The organism is Variovorax sp. 01N429 (genome assembly GCF_056399425.1).
This window is the reverse complement of sequence record NZ_JBFTRG010000019.1, coordinates 1-19,924: the sequence shown is the minus strand read 5'-3', so window position 1 is coordinate 19,924 and position 19,924 is coordinate 1. Positions and strand designations below refer to the sequence as shown.

At 63.6% G+C, this 19,924-nt stretch carries 19 protein-coding genes and 2 pseudogenes; 14 read left to right on the top strand and 7 right to left on the bottom strand.

Annotated features, from left to right (window positions below; genetic code table 11):
* The 3 genes and pseudogenes from AC1DSF_RS25310 to AC1DSF_RS25300 form a co-directional block, all read right to left on the bottom strand.
* A complete protein-coding gene (locus AC1DSF_RS25310; protein ID WP_478183685.1) occupies window positions 1–3,075 on the bottom strand; it encodes an adenylate/guanylate cyclase domain-containing protein in 3,075 nt (1,024 codons plus the stop codon).
* Between the two features lie 132 nt (window positions 3,076–3,207).
* Window positions 3,208–3,333: pseudogene (locus tag AC1DSF_RS25305) on the bottom strand (double zinc ribbon domain-containing protein); the annotation flags it as partial.
* Window positions 3,334–3,458: 125 nt separating this feature from the next.
* Window positions 3,459–4,352: an SDR family oxidoreductase gene (locus tag AC1DSF_RS25300; RefSeq protein WP_478128050.1), complete on the bottom strand. Its 894-nt coding sequence runs from the start codon at window positions 4,350–4,352 to the stop codon at window positions 3,459–3,461.
* A 77-nt stretch (window positions 4,353–4,429) separates the two neighbouring features.
* Here AC1DSF_RS25300 and AC1DSF_RS25295 point away from each other — a divergent pair, with 77 nt between their 5' ends.
* Complete coding sequence (locus tag AC1DSF_RS25295) at window positions 4,430–4,999, top strand: TetR family transcriptional regulator (protein WP_478128049.1); 570 nt, start codon at window positions 4,430–4,432, stop codon at window positions 4,997–4,999.
* A gap of 66 nt (window positions 5,000–5,065) precedes the next feature.
* On the opposite strand, the gene AC1DSF_RS25290 is transcribed toward AC1DSF_RS25295, so the two are convergent.
* Window positions 5,066–5,365, bottom strand: a complete 300-nt coding sequence (locus AC1DSF_RS25290) for a hypothetical protein (protein ID WP_478128048.1) — start codon at window positions 5,363–5,365, stop codon at window positions 5,066–5,068.
* 150 nt (window positions 5,366–5,515) lie between these two features.
* Between AC1DSF_RS25290 and AC1DSF_RS25285 the strand changes: the two genes are divergently transcribed.
* Genes AC1DSF_RS25285 through AC1DSF_RS25275 form a run of 3 tightly spaced genes read left to right on the top strand, consistent with a single transcriptional unit; the run spans window position 5,516 to window position 9,319 of the window.
* Window positions 5,516–6,676 carry a mandelate racemase/muconate lactonizing enzyme family protein gene (locus tag AC1DSF_RS25285; RefSeq protein WP_478128047.1) on the top strand — a complete coding sequence of 387 codons (1,161 nt, stop codon included), beginning with the start codon at window positions 5,516–5,518 and terminating at the stop codon, window positions 6,674–6,676.
* 39 nt (window positions 6,677–6,715) lie between these two features.
* On the top strand, window positions 6,716–7,855 hold the full coding sequence (locus AC1DSF_RS25280) for a M24 family metallopeptidase (RefSeq protein WP_478128046.1): 1,140 nt from the start codon (window positions 6,716–6,718) through the stop codon (window positions 7,853–7,855).
* Between the two features lie 24 nt (window positions 7,856–7,879).
* On the top strand, window positions 7,880–9,319 hold the full coding sequence (locus AC1DSF_RS25275) for an amidohydrolase family protein (protein WP_478183641.1): 1,440 nt from the start codon (window positions 7,880–7,882) through the stop codon (window positions 9,317–9,319).
* A 28-nt stretch (window positions 9,320–9,347) separates the two neighbouring features.
* On the opposite strand, the gene AC1DSF_RS25270 is transcribed toward AC1DSF_RS25275, so the two are convergent.
* From AC1DSF_RS25270 to AC1DSF_RS25260, 3 genes are read right to left on the bottom strand one after another with little or no spacing between them, the layout of a single operon-like run.
* Window positions 9,348–10,388, bottom strand: coding sequence for a CobW family GTP-binding protein (locus AC1DSF_RS25270; protein WP_478183640.1), 1,041 nt, complete (start codon window positions 10,386–10,388; stop codon window positions 9,348–9,350).
* 2 nt (window positions 10,389–10,390) lie between these two features.
* Window positions 10,391–10,861, bottom strand: a complete 471-nt coding sequence (locus AC1DSF_RS25265) for a RidA family protein (protein ID WP_478128042.1) — start codon at window positions 10,859–10,861, stop codon at window positions 10,391–10,393.
* A 22-nt stretch (window positions 10,862–10,883) separates the two neighbouring features.
* Window positions 10,884–11,636 carry a GntR family transcriptional regulator gene (locus AC1DSF_RS25260; RefSeq protein WP_478183639.1) on the bottom strand — a complete coding sequence of 251 codons (753 nt, stop codon included), beginning with the start codon at window positions 11,634–11,636 and terminating at the stop codon, window positions 10,884–10,886.
* 192 nt (window positions 11,637–11,828) lie between these two features.
* Between AC1DSF_RS25260 and AC1DSF_RS25255 the strand changes: the two genes are divergently transcribed.
* The 10 genes and pseudogenes from AC1DSF_RS25255 to AC1DSF_RS25210 form a co-directional block, all read left to right on the top strand.
* Window positions 11,829–12,830: an ABC transporter substrate-binding protein gene (locus AC1DSF_RS25255; protein ID WP_478128040.1), complete on the top strand. Its 1,002-nt coding sequence runs from the start codon at window positions 11,829–11,831 to the stop codon at window positions 12,828–12,830.
* A 13-nt stretch (window positions 12,831–12,843) separates the two neighbouring features.
* Window positions 12,844–13,668: an ABC transporter permease gene (locus tag AC1DSF_RS25250; RefSeq protein WP_478128039.1), complete on the top strand. Its 825-nt coding sequence runs from the start codon at window positions 12,844–12,846 to the stop codon at window positions 13,666–13,668.
* A 25-nt stretch (window positions 13,669–13,693) separates the two neighbouring features.
* Window positions 13,694–14,482 carry an ABC transporter ATP-binding protein gene (locus AC1DSF_RS25245; protein ID WP_478128038.1) on the top strand — a complete coding sequence of 263 codons (789 nt, stop codon included), beginning with the start codon at window positions 13,694–13,696 and terminating at the stop codon, window positions 14,480–14,482.
* A 16-nt stretch (window positions 14,483–14,498) separates the two neighbouring features.
* On the top strand, window positions 14,499–15,587 hold the full coding sequence (locus AC1DSF_RS25240) for an NAD/NADP octopine/nopaline dehydrogenase family protein (RefSeq protein WP_478183638.1): 1,089 nt from the start codon (window positions 14,499–14,501) through the stop codon (window positions 15,585–15,587).
* Window positions 15,584–16,474: a dipicolinate synthase subunit DpsA gene (locus AC1DSF_RS25235; RefSeq protein ID WP_478128036.1), complete on the top strand. Its 891-nt coding sequence runs from the start codon at window positions 15,584–15,586 to the stop codon at window positions 16,472–16,474. Before AC1DSF_RS25240 ends, AC1DSF_RS25235 begins: the two co-directional genes overlap by 4 nt.
* Window positions 16,471–17,817 carry a dihydroorotase gene (locus AC1DSF_RS25230; protein WP_478128035.1) on the top strand — a complete coding sequence of 449 codons (1,347 nt, stop codon included), beginning with the start codon at window positions 16,471–16,473 and terminating at the stop codon, window positions 17,815–17,817. Before AC1DSF_RS25235 ends, AC1DSF_RS25230 begins: the two co-directional genes overlap by 4 nt.
* Window positions 17,814–18,494 carry a hypothetical protein gene (locus AC1DSF_RS25225; RefSeq protein ID WP_478183637.1) on the top strand — a complete coding sequence of 227 codons (681 nt, stop codon included), beginning with the start codon at window positions 17,814–17,816 and terminating at the stop codon, window positions 18,492–18,494. Before AC1DSF_RS25230 ends, AC1DSF_RS25225 begins: the two co-directional genes overlap by 4 nt.
* Window position 18,495: 1 nt before the next feature.
* Window positions 18,496–18,690 (top strand): 2-hydroxymuconate tautomerase, encoded by a 195-nt coding sequence (locus AC1DSF_RS25220; protein WP_478128033.1) that lies wholly within the window; start codon window positions 18,496–18,498, stop codon window positions 18,688–18,690.
* Window positions 18,690–19,679, top strand: a complete 990-nt coding sequence (locus tag AC1DSF_RS25215; RefSeq protein ID WP_478128032.1) for an isochorismatase family protein — start codon at window positions 18,690–18,692, stop codon at window positions 19,677–19,679. Before AC1DSF_RS25220 ends, AC1DSF_RS25215 begins: the two co-directional genes overlap by 1 nt.
* A 102-nt stretch (window positions 19,680–19,781) precedes the next feature.
* A pseudogene (locus tag AC1DSF_RS25210) lies at window positions 19,782–19,924 on the top strand (NAD(P)(+) transhydrogenase (Re/Si-specific) subunit alpha); the annotation flags it as partial.

The window sequence follows — 19,924 nt, the reverse complement described above, 5'->3', positions numbered from 1 at the left end:
TCACGCCGTCGCCGGGTCAGGCCTCAGCGCCTCATCGATGCCCGCGAGAGCCCAGCCATTGCCTGCCGCAACCGCCGTCGCGCGAACGGCCCTCAGCCGTGCGGTGGCCGCCGCGTCAGCGCCCGATACGGCCGCCCCGACGATGGCCCGCGCCCGCTCGACCATCAACGCGACCCAGGGCAAAATCTCGACCTGGAACATCCGCTCCAGCGAAGCTGCGTGTTGCAGCGCGCACTGCCAATCGCCGGCTGCAAGGCAGGCCTCCATCGCGTCGCGATAGAACCAGAGGTGGTTGTGGGCGAGCCCGGTGTCCTGCAGCAGGGCTTCACCAGCGGCAAGATGCGCAACCCGCTCTTCGGCGGATTCCGCCATGCGCGCAAACCGCCCCATGAGCGCGGCACCGATGAATCCGAGACCGGTCTGGCGTGCCAGCTCGAGCGCCAATTCCAGGTCTTTGCGCGCCTGCGCGCGATTGCCCTTTCGCAGATGGTGCTCGGCAGAGAAGTACAGCACGGTCGCTTCGTAGCGCCTCGATCCCGCAAGTCGCGCGAGTTCAAGCGCTTTCGTGACCGACACGCCAGCCTCTTCGAAGAGGCCAGCTTCGGTGAGCACCTGAGTGAGCGTGGCCTGCGCGAAGACCCGCACGGGCACGACTCCGAAGCGCTGCGCGTCGTCGCAGACCGAATGGGCATGAGCCACGGCGTCGTGCAGTTCATTGGCATACCAGAGGCAGTGAGCGATCATGCAGCGGTTGGGCCCGGTGATGCGGATCTGCTCCTCCCCGCACAGCGCGACACAGCGCTTGAAGTAGTCGAGCGCACTGGCCATGCGGCCTTCGGCGTAGCGCGCATCACCGAGGCCGCTCAGTGCCCGCGCCTGGCCCTGTGGTTCGCTGCATTGCTCGGCCAGCGCGAGCGCGATCACGTGCTGAGCGTCGCACTCGGCCGTTCGGCCCTGGGCGAAATAGAGGTTACCCCTCGTGTGATGGATGCGAGAGCGTTCGACGGTCAGCGCGAGCCGTTCGGCGATCGGCTGGGCCTCGCCGAGTGCCTGCATCGCCGGAGCGAATTCGCCAGTGACACGATGGCCGTCGGCGATGCCCATCCAGGCACGGCAGCGCAGGGCGTCGTCGCGGGCGAGTTCGAGCGCACGCTGGAAGGCGGCGACCGACTCGGTCGAGCGTCCGAGCTCGCGCAACATCTCGCCGCAAAGCAACGCGAGTTCGCAGCCGACCGTGGCGTTGCCTCGCGCCGGATCGGCCGCCAGCGAGTCGCCGCGCTCGGCCAGGCGCAGCGCACTTTCGAAGCGCAGCCGCCCGGCTTCACGAGTCGCTGCACGCAGGTAGGCCGCTGCGGCCTCCGTGTCCTCTGCGCGGTCGAGATGCTCCGCCTTCAATACCGGATCGTCGTCGCCGAACCATCGTGCGGCGGCCTGGTGCAATTCGCGTCTCCGGCTCTTGAGCGTCGACGCATAGACGGCTTCCTGGATCAGTGCGTGTGCAAACAGAAAATCCGCACCGTCGGGCCGCACGATGTCGGCCGCCACCAATATGTCGCAGCTCGCATTCGGCGCGCTTGCGACACCGCGCAGGTTGGCAAGCGAGAAGCGCTTGCCGATCACCGCGGCGGCCTGGAGGTTGGCGCGATCGGGCGCGGCGAGGCGGTCCATACGCTCGAGCACCAGACTCTGGATGGTCGGCGGCACAGCGGGCGCGAGCCCCGGTGTCTCGCCGGCCCGCGCGGTTCGCAACAACTGCTCGAGAAACAGTGGATTGCCTTCAGCGCGTTCGATGCACATCAGTGCAAAGCGGCTCGACGCTTCCACCAGCCCGCCGGCGAGCAAGCGCGCTTCCTGCGGGCGCAGGGGCGCAAGATCGATGGTCATGAAAGCGCTGCCGTGGATCGACGCCCGCCATGCCTTGTCGATCGGATCACCCTCGATGCGCGAGGTCAGCAGCAGGACCATCGGTGCCCGCGCAGCCGCACGGGCTGCCGCCGCCACCAGTCGCAGCAACTCCGGCGAGGCCCAGTGGATGTCCTCGATCAACACCAGTTGCGATCGAGTCGCAGCGGCCCGCTGCAACAGGGAACGCAACGCCTCGCTCGCGCGCTGCAGCCGGGTGGCGTTGTCCATGGCCTCGAAAATCGCCTCCAGCGGCTTCGGCTGCGGCAGATCGAGCCACTCATTGACGAACAGAATCTCGTCGTCAGTCACCAGGCCGCGCGCAGCGGCATCCAGCACCGCTGCGTGGCGTTGCGCTTCGTCGTCGCATGCGCTGACCTGCAGCAGGGTTTTCAGCAGCGACGAGACGGCGTCCTGGCCTTTGGCGACGCCGAAATCCAGAACCTGCCCTGAGGGGGTGTCGAATCCGAGGTCGCGAGCGCGCGCTTGGTACTCTTCGACCAATCTTGATTTGCCGATCCCTGCATCGCCGCGAACAAGCACCGTCACTCCGACGCCGGTGTCGCGCACTGCGTTGAGCGCCCCGACCAGTTGCCCCAGTTCGGCTTGCCGGCCCACAAAGGGCATGCGTTCGCCACGGGCCAGGCGCAAGCCGAGCAAGCGCCAGGTCTCTACCGGCACTGCGAAGCCCTTGACCATTTGGCTGCCTGCGGACTGCACTTCGACGCTGGCGGCGACTTCGCGGTACAGCGCGTCAGAAATCAGGATCTCGCCTGGCTGGGCCAATGCATCGAGCCGGGCGGCCAGATTGACCGAGTCGCCGGTGACCGAGTATTTGGCCTTGCCGCCGCCGCTGATCACCGCGGCCACGACCTCGCCCTTGGTAATGCCGATGTGCAGCCGCAGCGGCACGCCTTTGCAATCCGGAACCCCCGCAGCCGCGCGATGCATCGCAAGCGCGGCGTGCAATGCGCGTTGCGCATCGTTGCCATGGGCCACCGGCGCGCCGAAGACCGCCATGACGGCGTCACCCGCCCGGTCGATCACCCGGCCGCCGTGAGATTCGACCACTTTGTCCATCGCATCGAAAAAGCGCCCGAGCATCTCCTGGATTTGCTCCGGATCACTGCCGGCGCACAGTGTGGTGTATCCGGTGATGTCGGCGAATAACACGGCCGCCTGTCGCCGATCCGCGGTCGTCGCGTCGGGCGGCGGCCGGGCATCGCGTGCGAGTTCGCGAGGCGCTTCTGCTTCTGTTACCGAGGGGGCCGGCGCGAAGACTCGCGCCGGCGTGCCGCATTGGCTGCAGAACTTCGCCTGTGCCGCAAGCTCGTAGCCGCAGGTCGCGCACTGTCGTGCGAGTGCGCTGCCGCATTCTTCGCAGAATTTGGCCCCTTGCAAATGAGGATGGCGACACCGCGGGCACTGCATCCGGCAAGTTTCATCCCTGTCGCGCACTGTGTCGAGGGCCGCGTCGCGCCCGCTGTACGGAACAACCGGTTCACCTCGAGGGGCGCCTCGCCGAGTTCGGCGGAGGCGCTTCCTCAGTGAATGCTTCAGTGGCCTGGATAGTGGCCGGCCGCGATGTCTTCCAGCAGCATCGCATGCGACGGCTTCCAGCCCAGCAGTTCGCGAGTCTTCATGCTGGACGCGGGGGCGTCGGCGCCGAAGAACATGCCGATCCATCCAAAATGCGCGGCTGCGCGATCGGCGGAAATGGACTCCACAGGCACATTCAGAAACTGCCCGAGGGCCGCAGCGATGTCGCGCGTAGCGATCCCTTCTTCGGCAACGGCGTGCAGCACGGTGCCTGGAGTCGCCTTGTCGACCGCCAGTTGCACGAGCTTGCCGGCATCCAGCCGGTGGACCGCAGGCCAGCGGTTCCGGCCCTCGCCGATGTACGCGGAAACTCCCTTCGCGCGTGCGATCTTCGCCAAAGTGGCGACGAACCCGTGGTCACCTCCAGCGCCGTGAACTGTCGGGGCGAAGCGCACGACGATGGGGCGGAGGTCCCGTTCTGCCAAGCCGAGCGTATACGCGGCGTTCGCGAGGCGCGGATGCGCCGCAGGGTCAGGCATGTCGCCTTCGGTGCCCACGCGCCCGGGCGCCAGGCTCAATGTTCCCGAGGCGATCATCAGAGGGGCACCATTGCCTTGCAGGACGTCGGCAAAGGCGGCAATAGCGGCACGGTCGGTTTGCGCCGCCGCGGCCATCTGCGAGAAGTCATGGTTGTAGGCGAGGTGCACCACGCCCTCGGCGCGCGCGGCTGCGGCGCGCAGGCTGTCCGGGTCTTCGAGGGTGCCGCGCACTGCCTCGGCGCCGAGTCTCTTGATCTTGGCCGCGGCCTCATCGTTGCGGGCGAGGCCCAAGACCTGATGTCCGGCGGCAATGAGTTCTGTGACGGCGGCCGAGCCGATCCAGCCCGAGGCTCCGGTGACGAGAATTCGCATGGATGCTTCCTTGATGTCATTGAGTGACATCAGTATAGGCCTATGATGTCACTTTGTGTCAACACCATGGGGATGTAATGGGTCGATGGGAGCCCGATGCGGAAGGCCGTTTTCGCCTGGCGGCCTTGGAGTTGTTCGCGGAGGTGGGTTATGAGCAGACGACCGTCGCGGCCATCGCCGAGCGGGCCGGCCTCACCTCGCGGACGTTCTTCCGCTACTTTTCGGACAAGCGCGAGGTGCTCTTCAGCGGGCCGCAGTTGCTGCAGGAATCGATGGTCAGCGCGCTCGCCGGTGCTCCGGCGGACGCAACGGCCATGGACGCCATTGCCTTCGCGCTGCAAGCGCCCGGCGACTTTTTCGACGAGGATCGCCGTGGGTACGCCCGCCTGCGCGCATCAGTGATCGCGGCCCACGGAGATCTCTACGAACGCGAGTTGATCAAGCTGGCGAATCTATCCGCGGCACTGGCGGAGGCCCTGCGGGCGAGGGGAGTCGGTGAGCCCGACGCGAGCCTCGTCGCCGAGGCGGGTATCGCTGTCTTCCGCGTGGCTTTTGCGCGGTGGGTCGGAGCGACTGAGCGACGTAGCTACAGCGACATCGTCGGCGATTCGCTGGCGCGTCTGAAGGCACTCGCGAGTGCTCAGTGAAGCCAAAATCGGTCGTCGTTGGTAGCGGGCTGAAGAAGACCGAAGCTCCAGATCTCGTCAAGCGGCCTATTCGACCGCTGCCGCTTCGATGTGCCGCTCGAATCTCTCCAGCAGCAGATGCATCGCCTTTCGAGCACTGGCAAATTCATCGCACTCCGCGCGCGCGGCCATGTCCGCCTCATAAGCTGCATGCGTTTCGAACGCGCATTCCCATCGAACGTCCGGGCCTGGCCCTTCCAGCTTTGTGAATATCCGCCCGGCCGGCAAGCCCAGGCGTGTCCTGATCGCACTGGCATGCAGGCGTTGCGACAGAACGTCTTCAATCTTTCCCGGCAAAGCGTAGTAGTTCGTGATCTCGACAATCATGTTGCGCTCCTGAATGCATTTGCGCGGTCTCAAGGCCTTCGCGTATTGACAAGAATTCTACTTGATCACAAACTGTGATCACAGTATTCTTCGCAACGTCGGCAGATGGTCTGTTCGACATGCGTAAGTTGATACGTGAGGAGCAGGCAGATGCCAACCATTCAAACCATAGAGACATTGCTCGTCCAACTCCCGACGCGGCGCGAGCACAAATGGACCGGCCTGACGGAATCCATTGGCCGTTACTTGCTCATCAAGATGACCGACAGCGACGGCCGAGTGGGGTGGGGAGAGGCTCCGGCCCTGAAGGACTGGGGCGGCGAGTTCGGCCGCTACTTCGGGGAGTCGACTGCGATTGCCAAACTGGTCATCGAGAAGTACCTCGCGCCATCATTGATCGGCATCGAACTCGGCAACTTCGCAGAGATGCACTCCCGCATGGATGCCGTGATCCGCGGCTATCCCTACGCCAAGGCCGCAGTCGACTTCGCTGCTTACGACATCACAGGCCGCTGGCTCGACTTGCCGGTGCACATGCTGCTGGGTGGCAAAGTGCGGTCCCATATCCCTGTCACGCACTCCATCGGACTGATTTCAATCGCTGAAGCGGAAAAGGAAGTGGCGCAGGTCGCCGCGGAGGGCATCAAGACGATCAAGATCAAGATCGGTGTCGATGCGAAGCGAGACATCGACATGGTCCGCACTGTTCGTGCCGCAGTTGGCGATGAAGTCGAACTCTGCGTGGATGCCAACGAAGGCTATCGCACACCCGGAGAGGCGATCTCGACGGTGCGCGCGATGGAAAAGTATCGGCTCAAGTACGTCGAGCAACCCGTGATGGGCATCGAGCGCATTGCCGAAGTGGCTCGTGCCATCGACGCACCCGTCATGGCGGACGAGTCCGCATGGAACGCCCACGACGTCATCCAGATCAGCGAACACCGTGCCGCGCAGATCGTGTCGATCTACACGACGAAGCCCGGCGGTCTCTACAAGGCGATGGAAGTGGCCGCTGTTTGCAGGGCCGCCGGCATTGTCTGCAACGTCAACGGATCCGTTGAGACCGGCGTCGGCAATCTCGCAAATATCCATTTGGCCGCCGCGGCGCCGGCGGCCACTTTGTCGTGCGTCGTCCCCGTGTCAACGCCGGCCGAATGGCAGCAGGGGCAGGTGGGCGGCATCTATTACCGCGACGACCTGATCGTCGCTCCCATGAAGCTCGTCGACGGCGCCATCGAGGTTCCTGGTGGGCCCGGCATGGGCATCGATGTCGACCTCGGAAAGATCGACAAGTACCAGGTACGCGACTGATCGCGACCGGCCACTCTTTCAACACCAGGAAAGCTAAAGATGCGCAAATCAATCATCGAGCGGCAAGTCAAGGCAATGGCCGAGGGCGGACTCGACGCCATGGTGTCGTGCTCGCCCGAAAACTATGCCTATGTCACTGGCTTTGTCGTCCCGTCGCAACCGTTGATTCGGCACCGGCACGCGATGGCCATCATCAGCGCCGATGGCACGGCCGAGTTGTTCTCGGTCGATATGGAAGCCAGCACGGTGAAGCGGCGCGCGCCGAATGTGCCGACACGCATCTGGGCTGAGTTCACGGACGACGCGATGCTGGTTCTCGCGGACCAATTGAAGAAGCTCGGCCTGGGTCGGTCGCGCATCGGCATCGAGATGGACTACTTGCCGGCAGGAGATCTCGCACGCCTTGAGAAGGCACTGCCAGAGGCTCGTTTCGAACCCTGCGAACACATCCTGGCGCGTCTGCGCCAGATCAAGACACCCGAAGAGGTTGCCCTTCTGCGGCGTCTGTCGCGCATCGCCGATCAGGCCATCACCGACGCGCTTGCATCGGTCAAGGCAGGCGACTCGGAGATGGACATCGCGGGCCATCTGACGCGCAATGTCTATGCATTGGGCGCGGAGCACTTCAAGCTCATGATCATTGCCACGGGCGAACGCAGCGTGCTGCCGAACGTGGGCCCGAGCGAACGCAGGCTCAAGCCGCGTGACGTCTGCCGCGTCGAGATTTTCTCGGTGATCGACGGCTACCAGGCCGGAGTGTGCCGCACCGCTGTTGTGCAGGAAGCCCCTCCCCAGGCGGAACGGATCTGGCAGCACCTTGTCGACTGCAAGTACCAGATCATGGAACTGGTCAAGCCAGGCGCAAGCTGCCGCGCCATCTACGATGCTTTCATCGCGAAGCTCGCAGAACTGGACTTGCCGCCGATTTCTTTCGTCGGGCACGGCATCGGCCTGCATCTGCACGAAGATCCGTACCTCGGAAAGACCCCGATCCTCGGCAAGCCCGGAAGCGATGCTGCGATCGAGGAAGGCATGGTTCTGGGCTTCGAGCCACTGTGCTACGAAACGGGCTTCGGATTCGGCATGCAGAACAAGGACATGCTGCTCGTTACGGCCAATGGCTGCGAACTGCTGTCCGACTATGCCGACACCGACAAGCTGTTGGTTGTCAAAGGCTGAACATCAATACTGGAAAGAGCACCCATGCGCACGCTGATCGAGCACCTTGAATTCGCGTTCCTGGTCGACGCCAAGGACACTGTCCTTCGCGATGCCAGCATCGTCATCGAGAACGACCGCATCGTCGACATTGGCGCGGCAGAGCAGGTCGCCGCGAGACACAAAGGCGGCAAGTTCGACCGCGTCATGGATGGCACGATGCTCGGCATATGCCCGGGCTTCGTCGACAGCCACGTTCATTTGTCCGAGACACTGTCGCGGGCCGTGTTTCCGGACAACCTGAATACGCGGGCATGGGTCTTTCACTGGGCGAAGCCTTTCTACGCGCACATCACCGAGGAAGACGAGTATTGGGGCGCGTTGCTCGGCATCACCGAGATGCTTCGCAACGGGACGACTTGCTTTATCGACATGGGGTCGCAGTACGACCCTGGGATCACCGTCCGAGCCATGGAAAAGACCGGCATCCGCGGCGTCACGGGACGACACGCCGCGGACAACCCACCGGCCGAATTGCCGCGCGGATGGACCGAGGAGATGGCGCGTCATCATTTCTTCCCAAGCGCCGAGGCTGCCCTCGCCGAGCTGGAGGCTTGCGTCCGCAAATACGACGGTGCCCTCGGCGGCCGCGTCCGCTGCTGGGTCAACATCGAGGGCAAGGAGCCTTGCACGCTGGAGCTGCACGTCGGAGCCCAGAAGCTCGCGCAACGCCTGGGCGTGGGTACGACCTACCACCTCGCCACGTCGATCGAGGAGGCAAAGGTCTGCGAGGGCAAATACGGCATGTGGCCGATCACGCGGATCGATCGCGCAGGTGGCATCGGCTCCAACCTGGTGATTGCCCATGGCGCCGCAGTCAGCGACGAAGAGGTGTCCCTCCTGGCTCGTCGCGGCGCCAAAGTGGCCTTCTGTCCCTGCTCATCGTTCAAGCTCGGCAAGGGCGCGACCGCGATCGGGAAGTACCCGGAGATGGTCGCCGCAGGCGTCACGGTCGGCCTGGGCACCGATGGCGTGTCCGCCGCCGGAAACATGAACCTGATGCGTCAGATGCTGCTCGTTGCCGGCATGTTCAAGGACGCACGCATGAAGCCGGACATCTTCACGGCGCGGCAGGCCCTCAGGGCTGCCACCATCGATGGCGCGAAGGCGGCCATGTGGGACCATGACATCGGTTCACTCGAAGTTGGGAAGAAGGCGGACTTCATTCTGTTCGACCTCGATCACATCGAGTGGACGCCATTTCACGACCCGCTACAGGCGCTGGTGTTCTCGGCATCCACTGCTTCAATCTCGCAGACCTGGGTTGACGGGCAGGCGCTCTACAGCCATGGCAAGGTGCATGGCGTCGATGAGGTCCAGCTGCGCCGCAAGGCCAGGGAACTCGCGGCAGCGGCGGTGAAGCGGGCAGGACTGCACGAAGAGGGCGTGGAGACCACGACGACCCTGTACGACAGCGGCAACTGATCGACAAAGCCCTGAGATATCGCACCAGTCAGACGAGGCTCGATTCGTAGACCGAACGAATTGAGTTCTCGATGGCTCGGGCAGTCAAGTCGCGTGCGATGAAGACAAGCCATCCGGGCGAGGCTGTGCCTTCGGGCCACGTCGGCAGCCGGTCCAATGGATAAAGGACATGCTGCACGCCCTGTACCACCACTGGCCTTTCGTCGTCCGTCACGCCGAGCAGGCCTTTCACGCGCAGGATCGAATCGCCCCTGTTCGCGAGCAGCAACTCGAGCCAATCGACGAAGACGCTCCACTCCACCTCGCGCTCCAGCTGGACCGTGAACGTCCGGATCGCCTCGTCGTGACTGCCCATCAGCGGACCCAGCGGTGCGTCACCGTCACCGTCCTGTCCATCCTTGGCAGCCATGGGCAGGATCGGACCGGACCGCCGCCATTGCGCTTCAGATTCGTCGAAGAGCGCGCGTGCCGGCAATCGGCCGTTGCGGGCACTGGCAAAGATGGCGCCCGGATTCGTCGCCCGCAGCTTCTCGAGCAGCACCGCGCAGTCGGACTCGTCGACCAGATCCGATTTGGTCAGGATTACGCGGTCGGCGGTCGCCAGCTGCTGCCGGGCTTCCCGATGGCGGACCAGCGTCTGGTCGCCGTTGATGGCATCCACTGTGGTGATGACCTGCCCAAGCCGGAACCACGGCGTCAGGCTTTGCTCGCTGAGAACGGCTTGCATGATGGGTGCGGGGTCGGCCATGCCCGTGGTCTCCACGACAACACGCGCGAAGGCGGGGATGTCGCCGGTGCGCATCATGGCGTTGAGCTCGGCCAGCGTTGACACTAGGTCGTCGCGCACAGAGCAGCAAAGGCACCCTGAACCGAGCAGCACAACGTCTTCGGCAACCTCCCGCACGAGAAGATGGTCCAGGCCTGCTTCGCCGAATTCGTTGATGACCACCGCCGTATCCGATAGATCCGGATCAGCCAGCAAGTGACGCAACAGAGTCGTCTTGCCACTGCCGAGAAAGCCGGTCAGCACATGGATCGGCACTCGGCGATCGAGTCCGGCGTGGCTCATGTTCAGGCGATCTCGAAGATGGCGTCCACTTCGACCGCCACATTGCGCGGCAGCGAATTGCAGCCAACCGCCGCTCGCGCGTGCCGGCCCGCATCGCCGAACACTTCGACCATCAGATCGGAAGCGCCGTTGATGACCTTCGGGTGGTCGCCAAACTCCGGCGTTGCGTTGACGAAGCCGCCCAATCGTATGCAGCCCACCACGCGATCGAGGCTTCCGCCGAGAGCGGTGCGCAACTGCGCCAGGATGTTGATGGCGCACAACCGTGCCGCCTTCTGCGCGTCTTCAATCGACACGTCTCGTCCGACCTTGCCTACGTACTGGTCCTTGCCGCCGGCGCTGGGTACCTGACCGGCGATGTAGATCATCGAGCCACTCTTGCGAGCCGGGACGTAGTTGGCCGCGGGGGCGGCTGGGTTGGGCAACTCGATGCCGAGTTGTTCGAGACGAGCGTCGTGTCCTTGCTGAGTCATGTTTCTTCCTGGTCCTTGGGAGTCAGTTGCCGAAATACAGATCGTCCAGCGGCGCGGACAGCAGACTTGCCGCCTCGGGCTCAACGAGCGCAGGTGCGAGGGATTGCGCGGTGTTGCGAATGTCGCGGAGAACGCCACGTTTGGCGATCGCGGGCTTCTTCGCCTGCAGGCCTTCAAGGATCTCGACGTGCGCCGATGCGTCCCACGGCATGTCGGGCGAGAGCAGCGACAGGTACATCGTCGGCCCGAATTGCAACCAAAGAGACTCGACGAGCGGCATGATCACTTCGCTACCGGCGGCCTCATACAGGGTGAAGTGGAAGCGCTGGTTCGAGGACAGGCAGCCGATCAGATTGCGCTTGGCGATTGCATCGAGAAGCTCACCGTTGATGGCGGTCAGTGCCTTGAGCAAGGCAGGCGTGCAATTGCGGCATGCCATCTCGGTGGCAAGGCCTTCGATCAGTTCCCTGACGGTGAAAAGCTCATTGAGCTTCTTTGGGGTAAGCCGAGGCACTCGGACCGATCCGCTCGAAGTGTCCTCCAGCGCGTTGATGACGACCAATCGCGTCAGCGCCTCGCGAATCGGCATCGGACTCGTGCCGAAGCTGGCGGCCAACTTTCGCAGGCTCATGACTTGGCCTGGCACGAAGGCGCCCACCATCAATCCCCGTCGCAGCCTCTGAAAGACTTCTTCCGGGACGCTGCCGCGCGCCCGCCTGTTTGGCTCTTCCGCGGTATCCGAATCTGCTTGACGACGGCTCGCAATCTTTTCCATGGCGTTCTCTTTGGTGTTCTCTGTGAGGCAGTGCGGGTTAACCCGGTTGTTGGCGATTATATGTGTGATCACACTTCGTGATCAAGATATGAAAAGCAGAAGAAAAACATGAGATCGCCACCCTAGTCCCGGCCAGCCCCGCACGCAAGTTTCGGCCCCGGTTCACTCACTCAACCTTATGGCAGGTAATTCATGCGCACCCATTTTTCGGTTGGTTCATTGACTTCCGGCATTCGGGCCGCCGCTGTTGCGGCGGCGCTCACATTGACTTCGGCCGCGTGGGCCGCCGATGACGTCAACGTCCGGTTCAGTTGGAAACTCAAGGGCGAATACGCGCACATGTACCTTGCGCAAGAGCAGGGAATGTATGCAGCCCACAACCTCGACGTCCGGATGGGCGAGGGTGCAGGTGCACCCGCCGCGCTGGGAGCCCTTCTGCAGGGCCAGGAGGACGTGGTGATCATGCCGGCCATCTTTGCGGTCTCGGCCATCCAGAAAGGCATGCCGGTCAAGATCATTGCCTTGTACCAACCGAAGACGCCCGTGGTGTTGATTTCGCAGCCCGACAAACCGGTGCTCAAGCCGAAGGATCTCGAGGGAAAGACCGTGGCGCACTCTGTGGGGGAAACAGGAACGTCCTATCTGGCTGTCTTCTGCGCCGTCAATCACGTCGACTGCACCAAGGTGAAGAAGGTCCAGATGGATGCGCAGTCGCGCGTGCCGCAATTCCTGCAGAAGCAGGTCGACGTGGTCAGCGTCTACACGAACAACGACCTCCCCATCATCGAGGCGCGCATCGGGACCAAATTCCCGTCGCTCGATCTGGCTCAAAACGGCCTGGCTATTCCCGGGCTGGCCGCTGTATCGAGCGACGCGACGATTGCGAAGAAGCCGGACGTGCTCAAGCGCTATCTGGTTGCGGTGAACCAGGGCATCGATGCGACCCGAAAGGACCCGAAGGCCGCCACCGCCGCCATCTTGAAAAACTGGAAGGGGGGCCCCTCCCCAGAGGTTGTCGAAGTGCAGGTGCGCGCGACGATGGACGCCATCAGCGCACGGCCCGGGAAGCCAGTCGGGTGGACGGACCCCCAAACCATCGTGCAGGCGCTCGAACTGCTGAAGACCGACGAAGCCATCGGCGCGCCAAAGCCGGCTGAGGCCTTCTTCACCAACGACCTGCTGACCCAGCCGTAACCCAAGGTGATCCATGACTGAACTGAAACACCCCGGAATCGTCGCGATGCCCGTCCCTCGAAGCACGAAGAAGAAGCAGCCGCGCGTCAGGTTTGTCGAGCGCTACGCCTCAGTCCTGCTTGCAATCGGCGTCCTCGTCATCTGGCAACTCGCGGTGCCGCTGTCCGGCCTCTCCGAATTCGTGCTGCCGACGCCGCTCGCCATCGCCAAGCGAATGGTGACCGACTTCAACTTGCTCGCGACACACTCTTACATCACTTTGCTCGAAGTGCTGGGCGGCTTTCTCTCTGGCGTGCTGGTCGGCATTCCACTCGCGCTGGCGATCTTCTATTCGAAGGTCTTCGAGCGCGCGGTCTACCCGCTTCTCGTGGCGCTGCAGACGGTGCCCAAGATCGCGCTCGCGCCGTTGCTGGTGCTCTATCTGGGCTACGGCTGGGCGCCGAAGATCAGCCTGGCTTTCCTGATCTCGTTCTTCCCCATCGTGATCTCGACCGTAGTGGGCCTGCAGTCGCTCGACAAAGGCTTGGTCAACATGGTCCGCTCGATGGGTGCCAGCGAGGCACAGACCTTCTTCAAGGTTCGGCTACCTGCGGCGTTGCCGAGCATCTTCGGTGGCCTCAAGGTTGCGATCTCGCTGGCTGTCATCGGCGCGATCATCGGCGAATACATCGCCGCCGAGCGTGGTCTCGGCTACCTGCAGCTCCAGGCCAACTCGCAGTTCGACACGACGCTGAATTTCGCAACCGTCGTCACGATCTCCCTGATCGGTGTGCTGCTCTATTTCGTCCTTGCACTTGTCGAGAGCAAGGTTTCGTTCCACCGCGAAAGCGCCAAATGATGGAAATCCGCCGGGAGTCCACGCCATGAGTAGTGCAGCCGCAGTCACCATCGAAGGTGTCTCCAAATCGTATGAAGTGCGCGCGGGCGACGACGTGCTCGCACTCGACCGCGTCGATCTCGACATCGAGCCCGGGAGCTTCGTCGCGATCGTCGGCCCCAGCGGATGCGGCAAGAGCACGCTGCTCTCGTTGCTCGCGGGCCTGACGCCGGTGAGCTCCGGCAGATTGGGCATCGATGGCGACATCGTCCTGCGACCGCATCCCAAGGCGGGCGTCGTGTTCCAGTCCGACTTGCTGCTCTATTGGCGCAGCATCGTCGACAACATCTTGCTGCCGATCGAGATCAAGGGATTGGACCGCAAGGCCTATGCCGATCGTGCGCGCGAACTGTTGGCGCAGGTCGGGCTCGAGGGCTTCGCGGAGAAGTTTCCTTCCGAGCTTTCGGGCGGAATGCGTCAACGCGTCGCGATCTGCCGTGCCTTGATCCAGGAACCCGGACTGCTGTTGATGGACGAGCCCTTCGGCGCGCTCGACGCGCTCACGCGCGAGCAAATGATCATGGATCTGCAGACCATGTGGATGCGGCTGCGCAATACGGTGTTGTTCATCACGCACGGCATCGACGAAGCGGTGTTTCTGGCAGACCGCGTAATCGTGATGTCGCCGCGTCCGGGCCGCGTGGATCTCGATCTCACCGTCGATATCCCGAGGCCGCGCCGCTGGAGTGGCATCCACGAGAACCCCGCCTTTCAGCACTATGTGCGGCAGGTGCGCGAGATGTTCGAAGCCAAGGGCGTGCTCGTCGCGCACTGACCAGACAGAGGCAAGAATGAAAGTTTCCATACTGGGCGCCGGCGCCGGTGGTGCCGCGGCCGTGGCCGAACTCGCGCAAGCCGGTCACGAAGTGGTTCTCTGGAACCGATCTCCCGAAACACTCGCTCCTTTCCAGGCACTGGGCGGAGTGCGCTATGAGGGCGTTCTGGGCCAAGGCATTGCGCGGCCAGCCCTGATCACGGCGAATCTCGCGGAAGCCATCCAGGGTGCCGACGCGGCCGTGGTAACGCTGCCGACCTTCTCTCACGCGCCGGTCGCGCGCGCGCTCGCCGCTGCGTGCTGGCCGGCCAATCGACCGGTGATTCTGAATCCCGGGCACACCGGCGGCGCGCTCGACTTCGCGCATGCCTATCGAACTGTTCGTGCCGATCTGCCGCCGATCGCCGAGTTCTCGACGCTGACGTATGTCGCTCGCAAGTACCAGTCAGACAGCGTGACGGTGACCGGCCGAGCGCGGCAGGTGCGTGCGGCGGCGCTGCCTGGCGGCGAGGCCGCGCTCGCTGTCGCATGCCAACTGTTTCCCGGCGCTTCACCGGTAGGTGATGTGCTCGCCTCTGCGCTCGCCAACGCCAACCTCGTGCTGCATCCACCGGGCGCCGTCCTGGCGGCGGCGTGGGTCGAGGCGACGCATGGCGACTTCACCTTCTACGTTCAGGCCATGACGCCGGGGGTGGCGCGCACCATGCGCGCGCTCGACGACGAACGCCTGGCTGTCGCCGCGGCCTTCGGCCACCGCCTGCCGAACCTCGTAGAGGAGATGAAGCTGATCGGCACGGTCGAGTCGTCAGTCACGGATACGCAAGACTTCGTGGCCGCCATAGCGGGCGGCGAGGCCAACAAGCGAATCAAGGGCCCAGACTCCCTGCAGCACAGGTACTACCGGGAAGACTTCGGCCACGGCCTGCTTCCCTTTCTCGAACTCGCCGCGATCGCCGGGGTGGCCACGCCGGTCGCTCGTTCGCTGTTCACGCTGGCGCAGGCGCTGGTCGGTATCGACTACAGCAAGGGCGGCCGGACCGCCGACGCGATGGGCATCGCGGGCCTGTCGAAGTCCGAACTTCTTCAACATGTGAGGCAGCCATGAACTGGGATCAAGTCGTCATCGCGATCATCGGCGGCGATCGTCGCGAACAAGAGATCGCCCGCTGCGCGGTTGCAGCCGGAGCCCACGTACGTGCCTTCGGCTTTCCGTGGCCAGAGCAGGGCATCGCTGGCGTCGGCCACGCGTCGAGCGCATGCGAGGCACTGGAAGGTGCCGACATCGCGCTCTTTCCAATTCCGGGCATCGCCCCCGACGGCGCGCTCTTCGCGCCCCAATGTGCCGATCGCATCATTCCGGACCGCGACATGCTCACCGGCATGCGCCGCCCCGGACACATCATCCTGGGATGGGCCGACCCCAAGCTCAAGGCGCATTGCGAGGGTCTCGGCATCAATCTGCATGAGTATGAGTGGGACGAGGACCTGATGCTCCTGCGCGGACCCGCGATCGTCGAAGGCATGCTCAAGGTGTTGATCGAGAACACCGACATCACGATCCACAAGGCGAAGGTTTGCCTGGTGGGGCAGGGGACGATCGGTTCGCTCGTCACGCACACCCTGTTGGGGCTGGGCGCGCATGTTCACGTCGCTGCGCGCAACCCAGTGCAGCGCGCCGCGGCATACGCCGCCGGCGCCGAGCCGCACGAACTGTCCGATCTGGCAAAGGTGCTTCCGGACACGGACATCGTCATCGCGAGCGTGCCCGCCCGCGTGCTCGGGCGTGAGTTGCTTGAGACCTTGCCCAGGCACGCACTGCTCGTCGACCTGGCGGCGCCGCCCGGAGGCATCGACCGCGATGCCGCGCAAGAGCTCGGGCTGAAGTTCGTCTGGGCCCGCGGACTTGGAGCTCGCGCACCCATCACCGTCGGCCGCAGCCAATGGAGCGGCGTGCGGCGTCGCATCGACAACATCTTGAAGGAGAAAGCATGAGCGCCGACCTGGTGATTCGCAACGCACGGGTGGTTCGCCACGATGGAGAGTTCCACGGCGGTGTCGCCGTGAAAGACGGCAAGATCATCCTGACCGGCGCCGACAGCGCCTTGCCCAAAGGTCATCGCGAGATTGACGCAGGCGGCCGCGTGCTGATGCCGGGCGTGATCGATCCGCATTGCCACCTGGGCGTGAAGTATCCCTATGCGGAAGACATGCGCACCGAGACAGCGGCAGCGGCGTCGGGCGGCGTGACAACGGCGTTGCTCTACATCCGCAATCTCAAGCCTTCGTACTTGCCGTTCTATGAAGAACGAAAGGCGCTCGGCGAAGAGAACTCGATTGTCGACTTCGGCTTTCACTTCGGCATTCAGCGCGAGGAGCATATTGCCGAGATCCCGGAGATCGTCGCAAAGACGGGCGTTCGTTCGTTCAAGTGCTATTTCGGCTATGAGCCTGACAACCCGATCGGCATCGTTCCCGCAACCGACGGCTGGGTGTATGCCGCGATGCGAATCCTGGCGAGGATTCCAGGCGCGCTCATCAACGTCCACTGCGAGAACACACAGATCGCCGCCTGGATGAAGAACGAGATCAAGGCAACGGGTCGGCAGGACCTTGGCGCATACACGGAATCTCGCCCCGCGTTCTGCGAGGTGGAAACAATCCGCCGAATGATCTTTCTTGCGGAACGAACCGGCTGCTCCCTGCACCTGGTTCACACCTCTGTGGGCATGGGTCCCGTATTGGCTGCCGAGGCTCAGGCACGCGGTGTGCACGTCACGGTCGAGACTTGCCAGCACTACCTCACCCGCACGGCCTATGACAGCGACCTGGACATGCGCGCCAAGATCTCGCCGCCGCTGCGCGACAAGGAAGAGCAGGAGGGCCTGTGGCGAGGCGTCCTGAACGGGTCGGTCTACAGCCTGGGCACCGATCACGTTCCTTTCATGCCCAAGAAGCTTGAGGACCTCTGGTCGGAACTGCCGGGCGTGGTCTCCTTTCCGTGGGAGTTGTCGCTGATGCTGCACTTCGGTGTTCATCAGCGCGGGTTGCCGCTGTCGCGCCTGGTCCAGCTCAACTCGGCCAATCCGGCGCGCCGTTTCGGCCTGTGGCCGCGCAAGGGCAACATCGAGGTCGGATTCGACGCGGACCTCGTGCTGGTGGACCTCGACGAAGAGCGCACGGTTCACCACACGGGCAAAGGCACCTGCATCTACGAAGGCTGGAAGCTCAAGGGATGGCCGGTGCTCACCGTATCTCGAGGCGCGGTGGTCTATGAGAACGGCAAAGTCGACGAAAGCCTCTTCGGTCGGGGCCGCTGTCTTTCCAATCCTTCTTGACCATGGAAACAGGGCTCCCCGAGAGAGCGACTGGCGGCGTGGCGCCACGCTCCCGCAGCATCGCCGAACGGATTGCAGAACTGCGCAAAGCGATGCGGGAGCTTTCGCTGCTGCGGCCGCGCCCGCGACTGGAGCGGCTGTCGGGGCTTCATAACCCATGGGGCCATGCTGCTGGGCTCACCGACGCCTGGCGCTTCCTGGACCTGTGCGAGGACCCGGCCATCGTGGATCGGGTCGAATCGGTGATCGGGCATGACATCGTGCTGTGGGATTCCGAACTTCATCTCGAAGCCGCCTCCTACCAGCGCTTCGTGCGCGAAGGTCGCGAAGGGCGGTACTGGCCTGTCATGCCGCTGGCGGGCGCGGTGGTGCTCGTGACGCCGGAGCGCGCGCAGCCGTTGACCTGCCTCGAACTGAGTCGTGTCGCCACCGGCTTGCCGCCGCTGGATCCACATGAGCCTCTGTACGTAATCCGCTACATGCCAGCGGACAGCAACTTCCTGCGGGACGGGCGCGCCTTGGCCAACTGGGTGGCCATGGAAGAACAGCCCCTCATCAACCATGCCGTGCGGCCACTCTGGCTCGTGCGCGGCGAAGACCGTGCGGGCAACGATTTCGTCACGGGCTTCTCACCCCCTGTCCCACGCTGGGCGGGAAATCAACCTAAGGAGCAGTGAAATGCCATTCGTCATCGTCGAATTCTGGGAAGGTCGCACGGTCGACCAGAAACGCAATCTCGTCAGGGCCATCACGAAGGCGATGGTCGACGAGGCAGGTTGCAAGCCGGAGCACCTTCACGTCGTGATCCATGACACACCCAAGGACAGTTGGGGACGCGCCGGGGTACTCGGCATCGACATGGAGGAAAAGTGATGAATCTCGATGAACTCGACCCCCGTTCCTCGGCACTGCTGGTCATCGATCTTCAGAACGCCTTCGTCCACGACAAGGGAACACTCGGCATCTCTGGCGTCGATACGAAGCGTCTCTCTTCGATCGTGCCCGCGCTCGCTGAACTGATTCCGCATTGCCAGGCGGCAGGCATTCCGGTCATATGGACCGTTCAGGAGCATTTCGCGGTGGACGCGAGCCGCGCCCGCAAGAAGCTGGCCGGCCACACCGCGCGGCGCAAGCAAGTCTCCGCTCTCGCTGGCAGCTGGGACGAGGAAATCGTCGATGAGTTGAAGCCGCTGGCCGCCTTCAATCCTTCCTATGTCATCCGCAAACACCGTTTCGGCGCCTTCTACGAGACCCGCCTCGAGATGATGTTGAAGATGCTGGGAACCCGGACGCTGTTCGTGGCGGGAACCACGACGAATGCCTGCGTCGAGACGAGCATCCGGGAGGCCTACCTGCGCGACTACGATGTCGTCGCGCTGAACGACTGCATCTCCGGAGTCAATGGAGAGTGGGAGGAAACGGCCAAACGGGTCTGGAAGCAGTATTTCTGCGAGCTCTCCGACTCCAAGGAAATGCGCGGCTGGATCGATTCGAAATCTTCACCGCGCACGCTCGGCTATGGGCACATGCTGCTGATGGTGCAGGACGTGGAGCGCTCCACGGCTTTCTATGTGAACCAGCTCGGTTTTTCCATTCGTCCGGCAAAGCCGCTGGCCGACGGTCGGCCATTCACTGCATTTCACCAGGGGATCGCGATTGTCGGTGGACGTGCGCCGGCACATCGGCAGATCGACCATATGGCTTTTGAAGTCAACGATGTTCGGGCGCTGCGCGATCGGCTGAAGAAGTCTGACGTCGAGTTTCAGCAGGATCTGCACGACGGCCCCTATGGCTTGACTATTTACGTCACCGATCCGGACGGAACCAGGGTCGAGCTGTATCAGGTCGGCGCGGCCGCCTGAGTGATCGCGTCGCCTGCTGAAGGCGACGATCCGCCCACTCTACAGACGACACACGGCGCTTTCGCCGTGTGTCGTTTCGTCTCAAGACATCAAGGAACCTCCATGCTGATAGGCGTGCCGGCCGAAACTGTGCCAGGCGAGACCAGAGTGGCCGTGACTGCGGAGACCGCCAAGAAGCTGGTTGCGCAGGGCCACACCGTGCGAGTGCAATCGGGTGCGGGGGTGGCGGCGAGCCTGACCGACAG

Coding starts and splice junctions, on each gene's coding strand:
- AC1DSF_RS25215 (WP_478128032.1), top strand. CDS start 18,690: ATGAATCTCGATGAACTCGACCCCCGTTCCTCGGCACTGCTGGTCATC.
- AC1DSF_RS25280 (WP_478128046.1), top strand. CDS start 6,716: ATGCGCAAATCAATCATCGAGCGGCAAGTCAAGGCAATGGCCGAGGGC.
- AC1DSF_RS25285 (WP_478128047.1), top strand. CDS start 5,516: ATGCCAACCATTCAAACCATAGAGACATTGCTCGTCCAACTCCCGACG.
- AC1DSF_RS25245 (WP_478128038.1), top strand. CDS start 13,694: ATGAGTAGTGCAGCCGCAGTCACCATCGAAGGTGTCTCCAAATCGTAT.
- AC1DSF_RS25295 (WP_478128049.1), top strand. CDS start 4,430: ATGGGTCGATGGGAGCCCGATGCGGAAGGCCGTTTTCGCCTGGCGGCC.
- AC1DSF_RS25275 (WP_478183641.1), top strand. CDS start 7,880: ATGCGCACGCTGATCGAGCACCTTGAATTCGCGTTCCTGGTCGACGCC.
- AC1DSF_RS25250 (WP_478128039.1), top strand. CDS start 12,844: ATGACTGAACTGAAACACCCCGGAATCGTCGCGATGCCCGTCCCTCGA.
- AC1DSF_RS25300 (WP_478128050.1), bottom strand. CDS start 4,352: ATGCGAATTCTCGTCACCGGAGCCTCGGGCTGGATCGGCTCGGCCGCC.
- AC1DSF_RS25230 (WP_478128035.1), top strand. CDS start 16,471: ATGAGCGCCGACCTGGTGATTCGCAACGCACGGGTGGTTCGCCACGAT.
- AC1DSF_RS25290 (WP_478128048.1), bottom strand. CDS start 5,365: ATGATTGTCGAGATCACGAACTACTACGCTTTGCCGGGAAAGATTGAA.
- AC1DSF_RS25260 (WP_478183639.1), bottom strand. CDS start 11,636: ATGGAAAAGATTGCGAGCCGTCGTCAAGCAGATTCGGATACCGCGGAA.
- AC1DSF_RS25270 (WP_478183640.1), bottom strand. CDS start 10,388: ATGAGCCACGCCGGACTCGATCGCCGAGTGCCGATCCATGTGCTGACC.
- AC1DSF_RS25255 (WP_478128040.1), top strand. CDS start 11,829: ATGCGCACCCATTTTTCGGTTGGTTCATTGACTTCCGGCATTCGGGCC.
- AC1DSF_RS25240 (WP_478183638.1), top strand. CDS start 14,499: ATGAAAGTTTCCATACTGGGCGCCGGCGCCGGTGGTGCCGCGGCCGTG.
- AC1DSF_RS25220 (WP_478128033.1), top strand. CDS start 18,496: ATGCCATTCGTCATCGTCGAATTCTGGGAAGGTCGCACGGTCGACCAG.
- AC1DSF_RS25235 (WP_478128036.1), top strand. CDS start 15,584: ATGAACTGGGATCAAGTCGTCATCGCGATCATCGGCGGCGATCGTCGC.
- AC1DSF_RS25265 (WP_478128042.1), bottom strand. CDS start 10,861: ATGACTCAGCAAGGACACGACGCTCGTCTCGAACAACTCGGCATCGAG.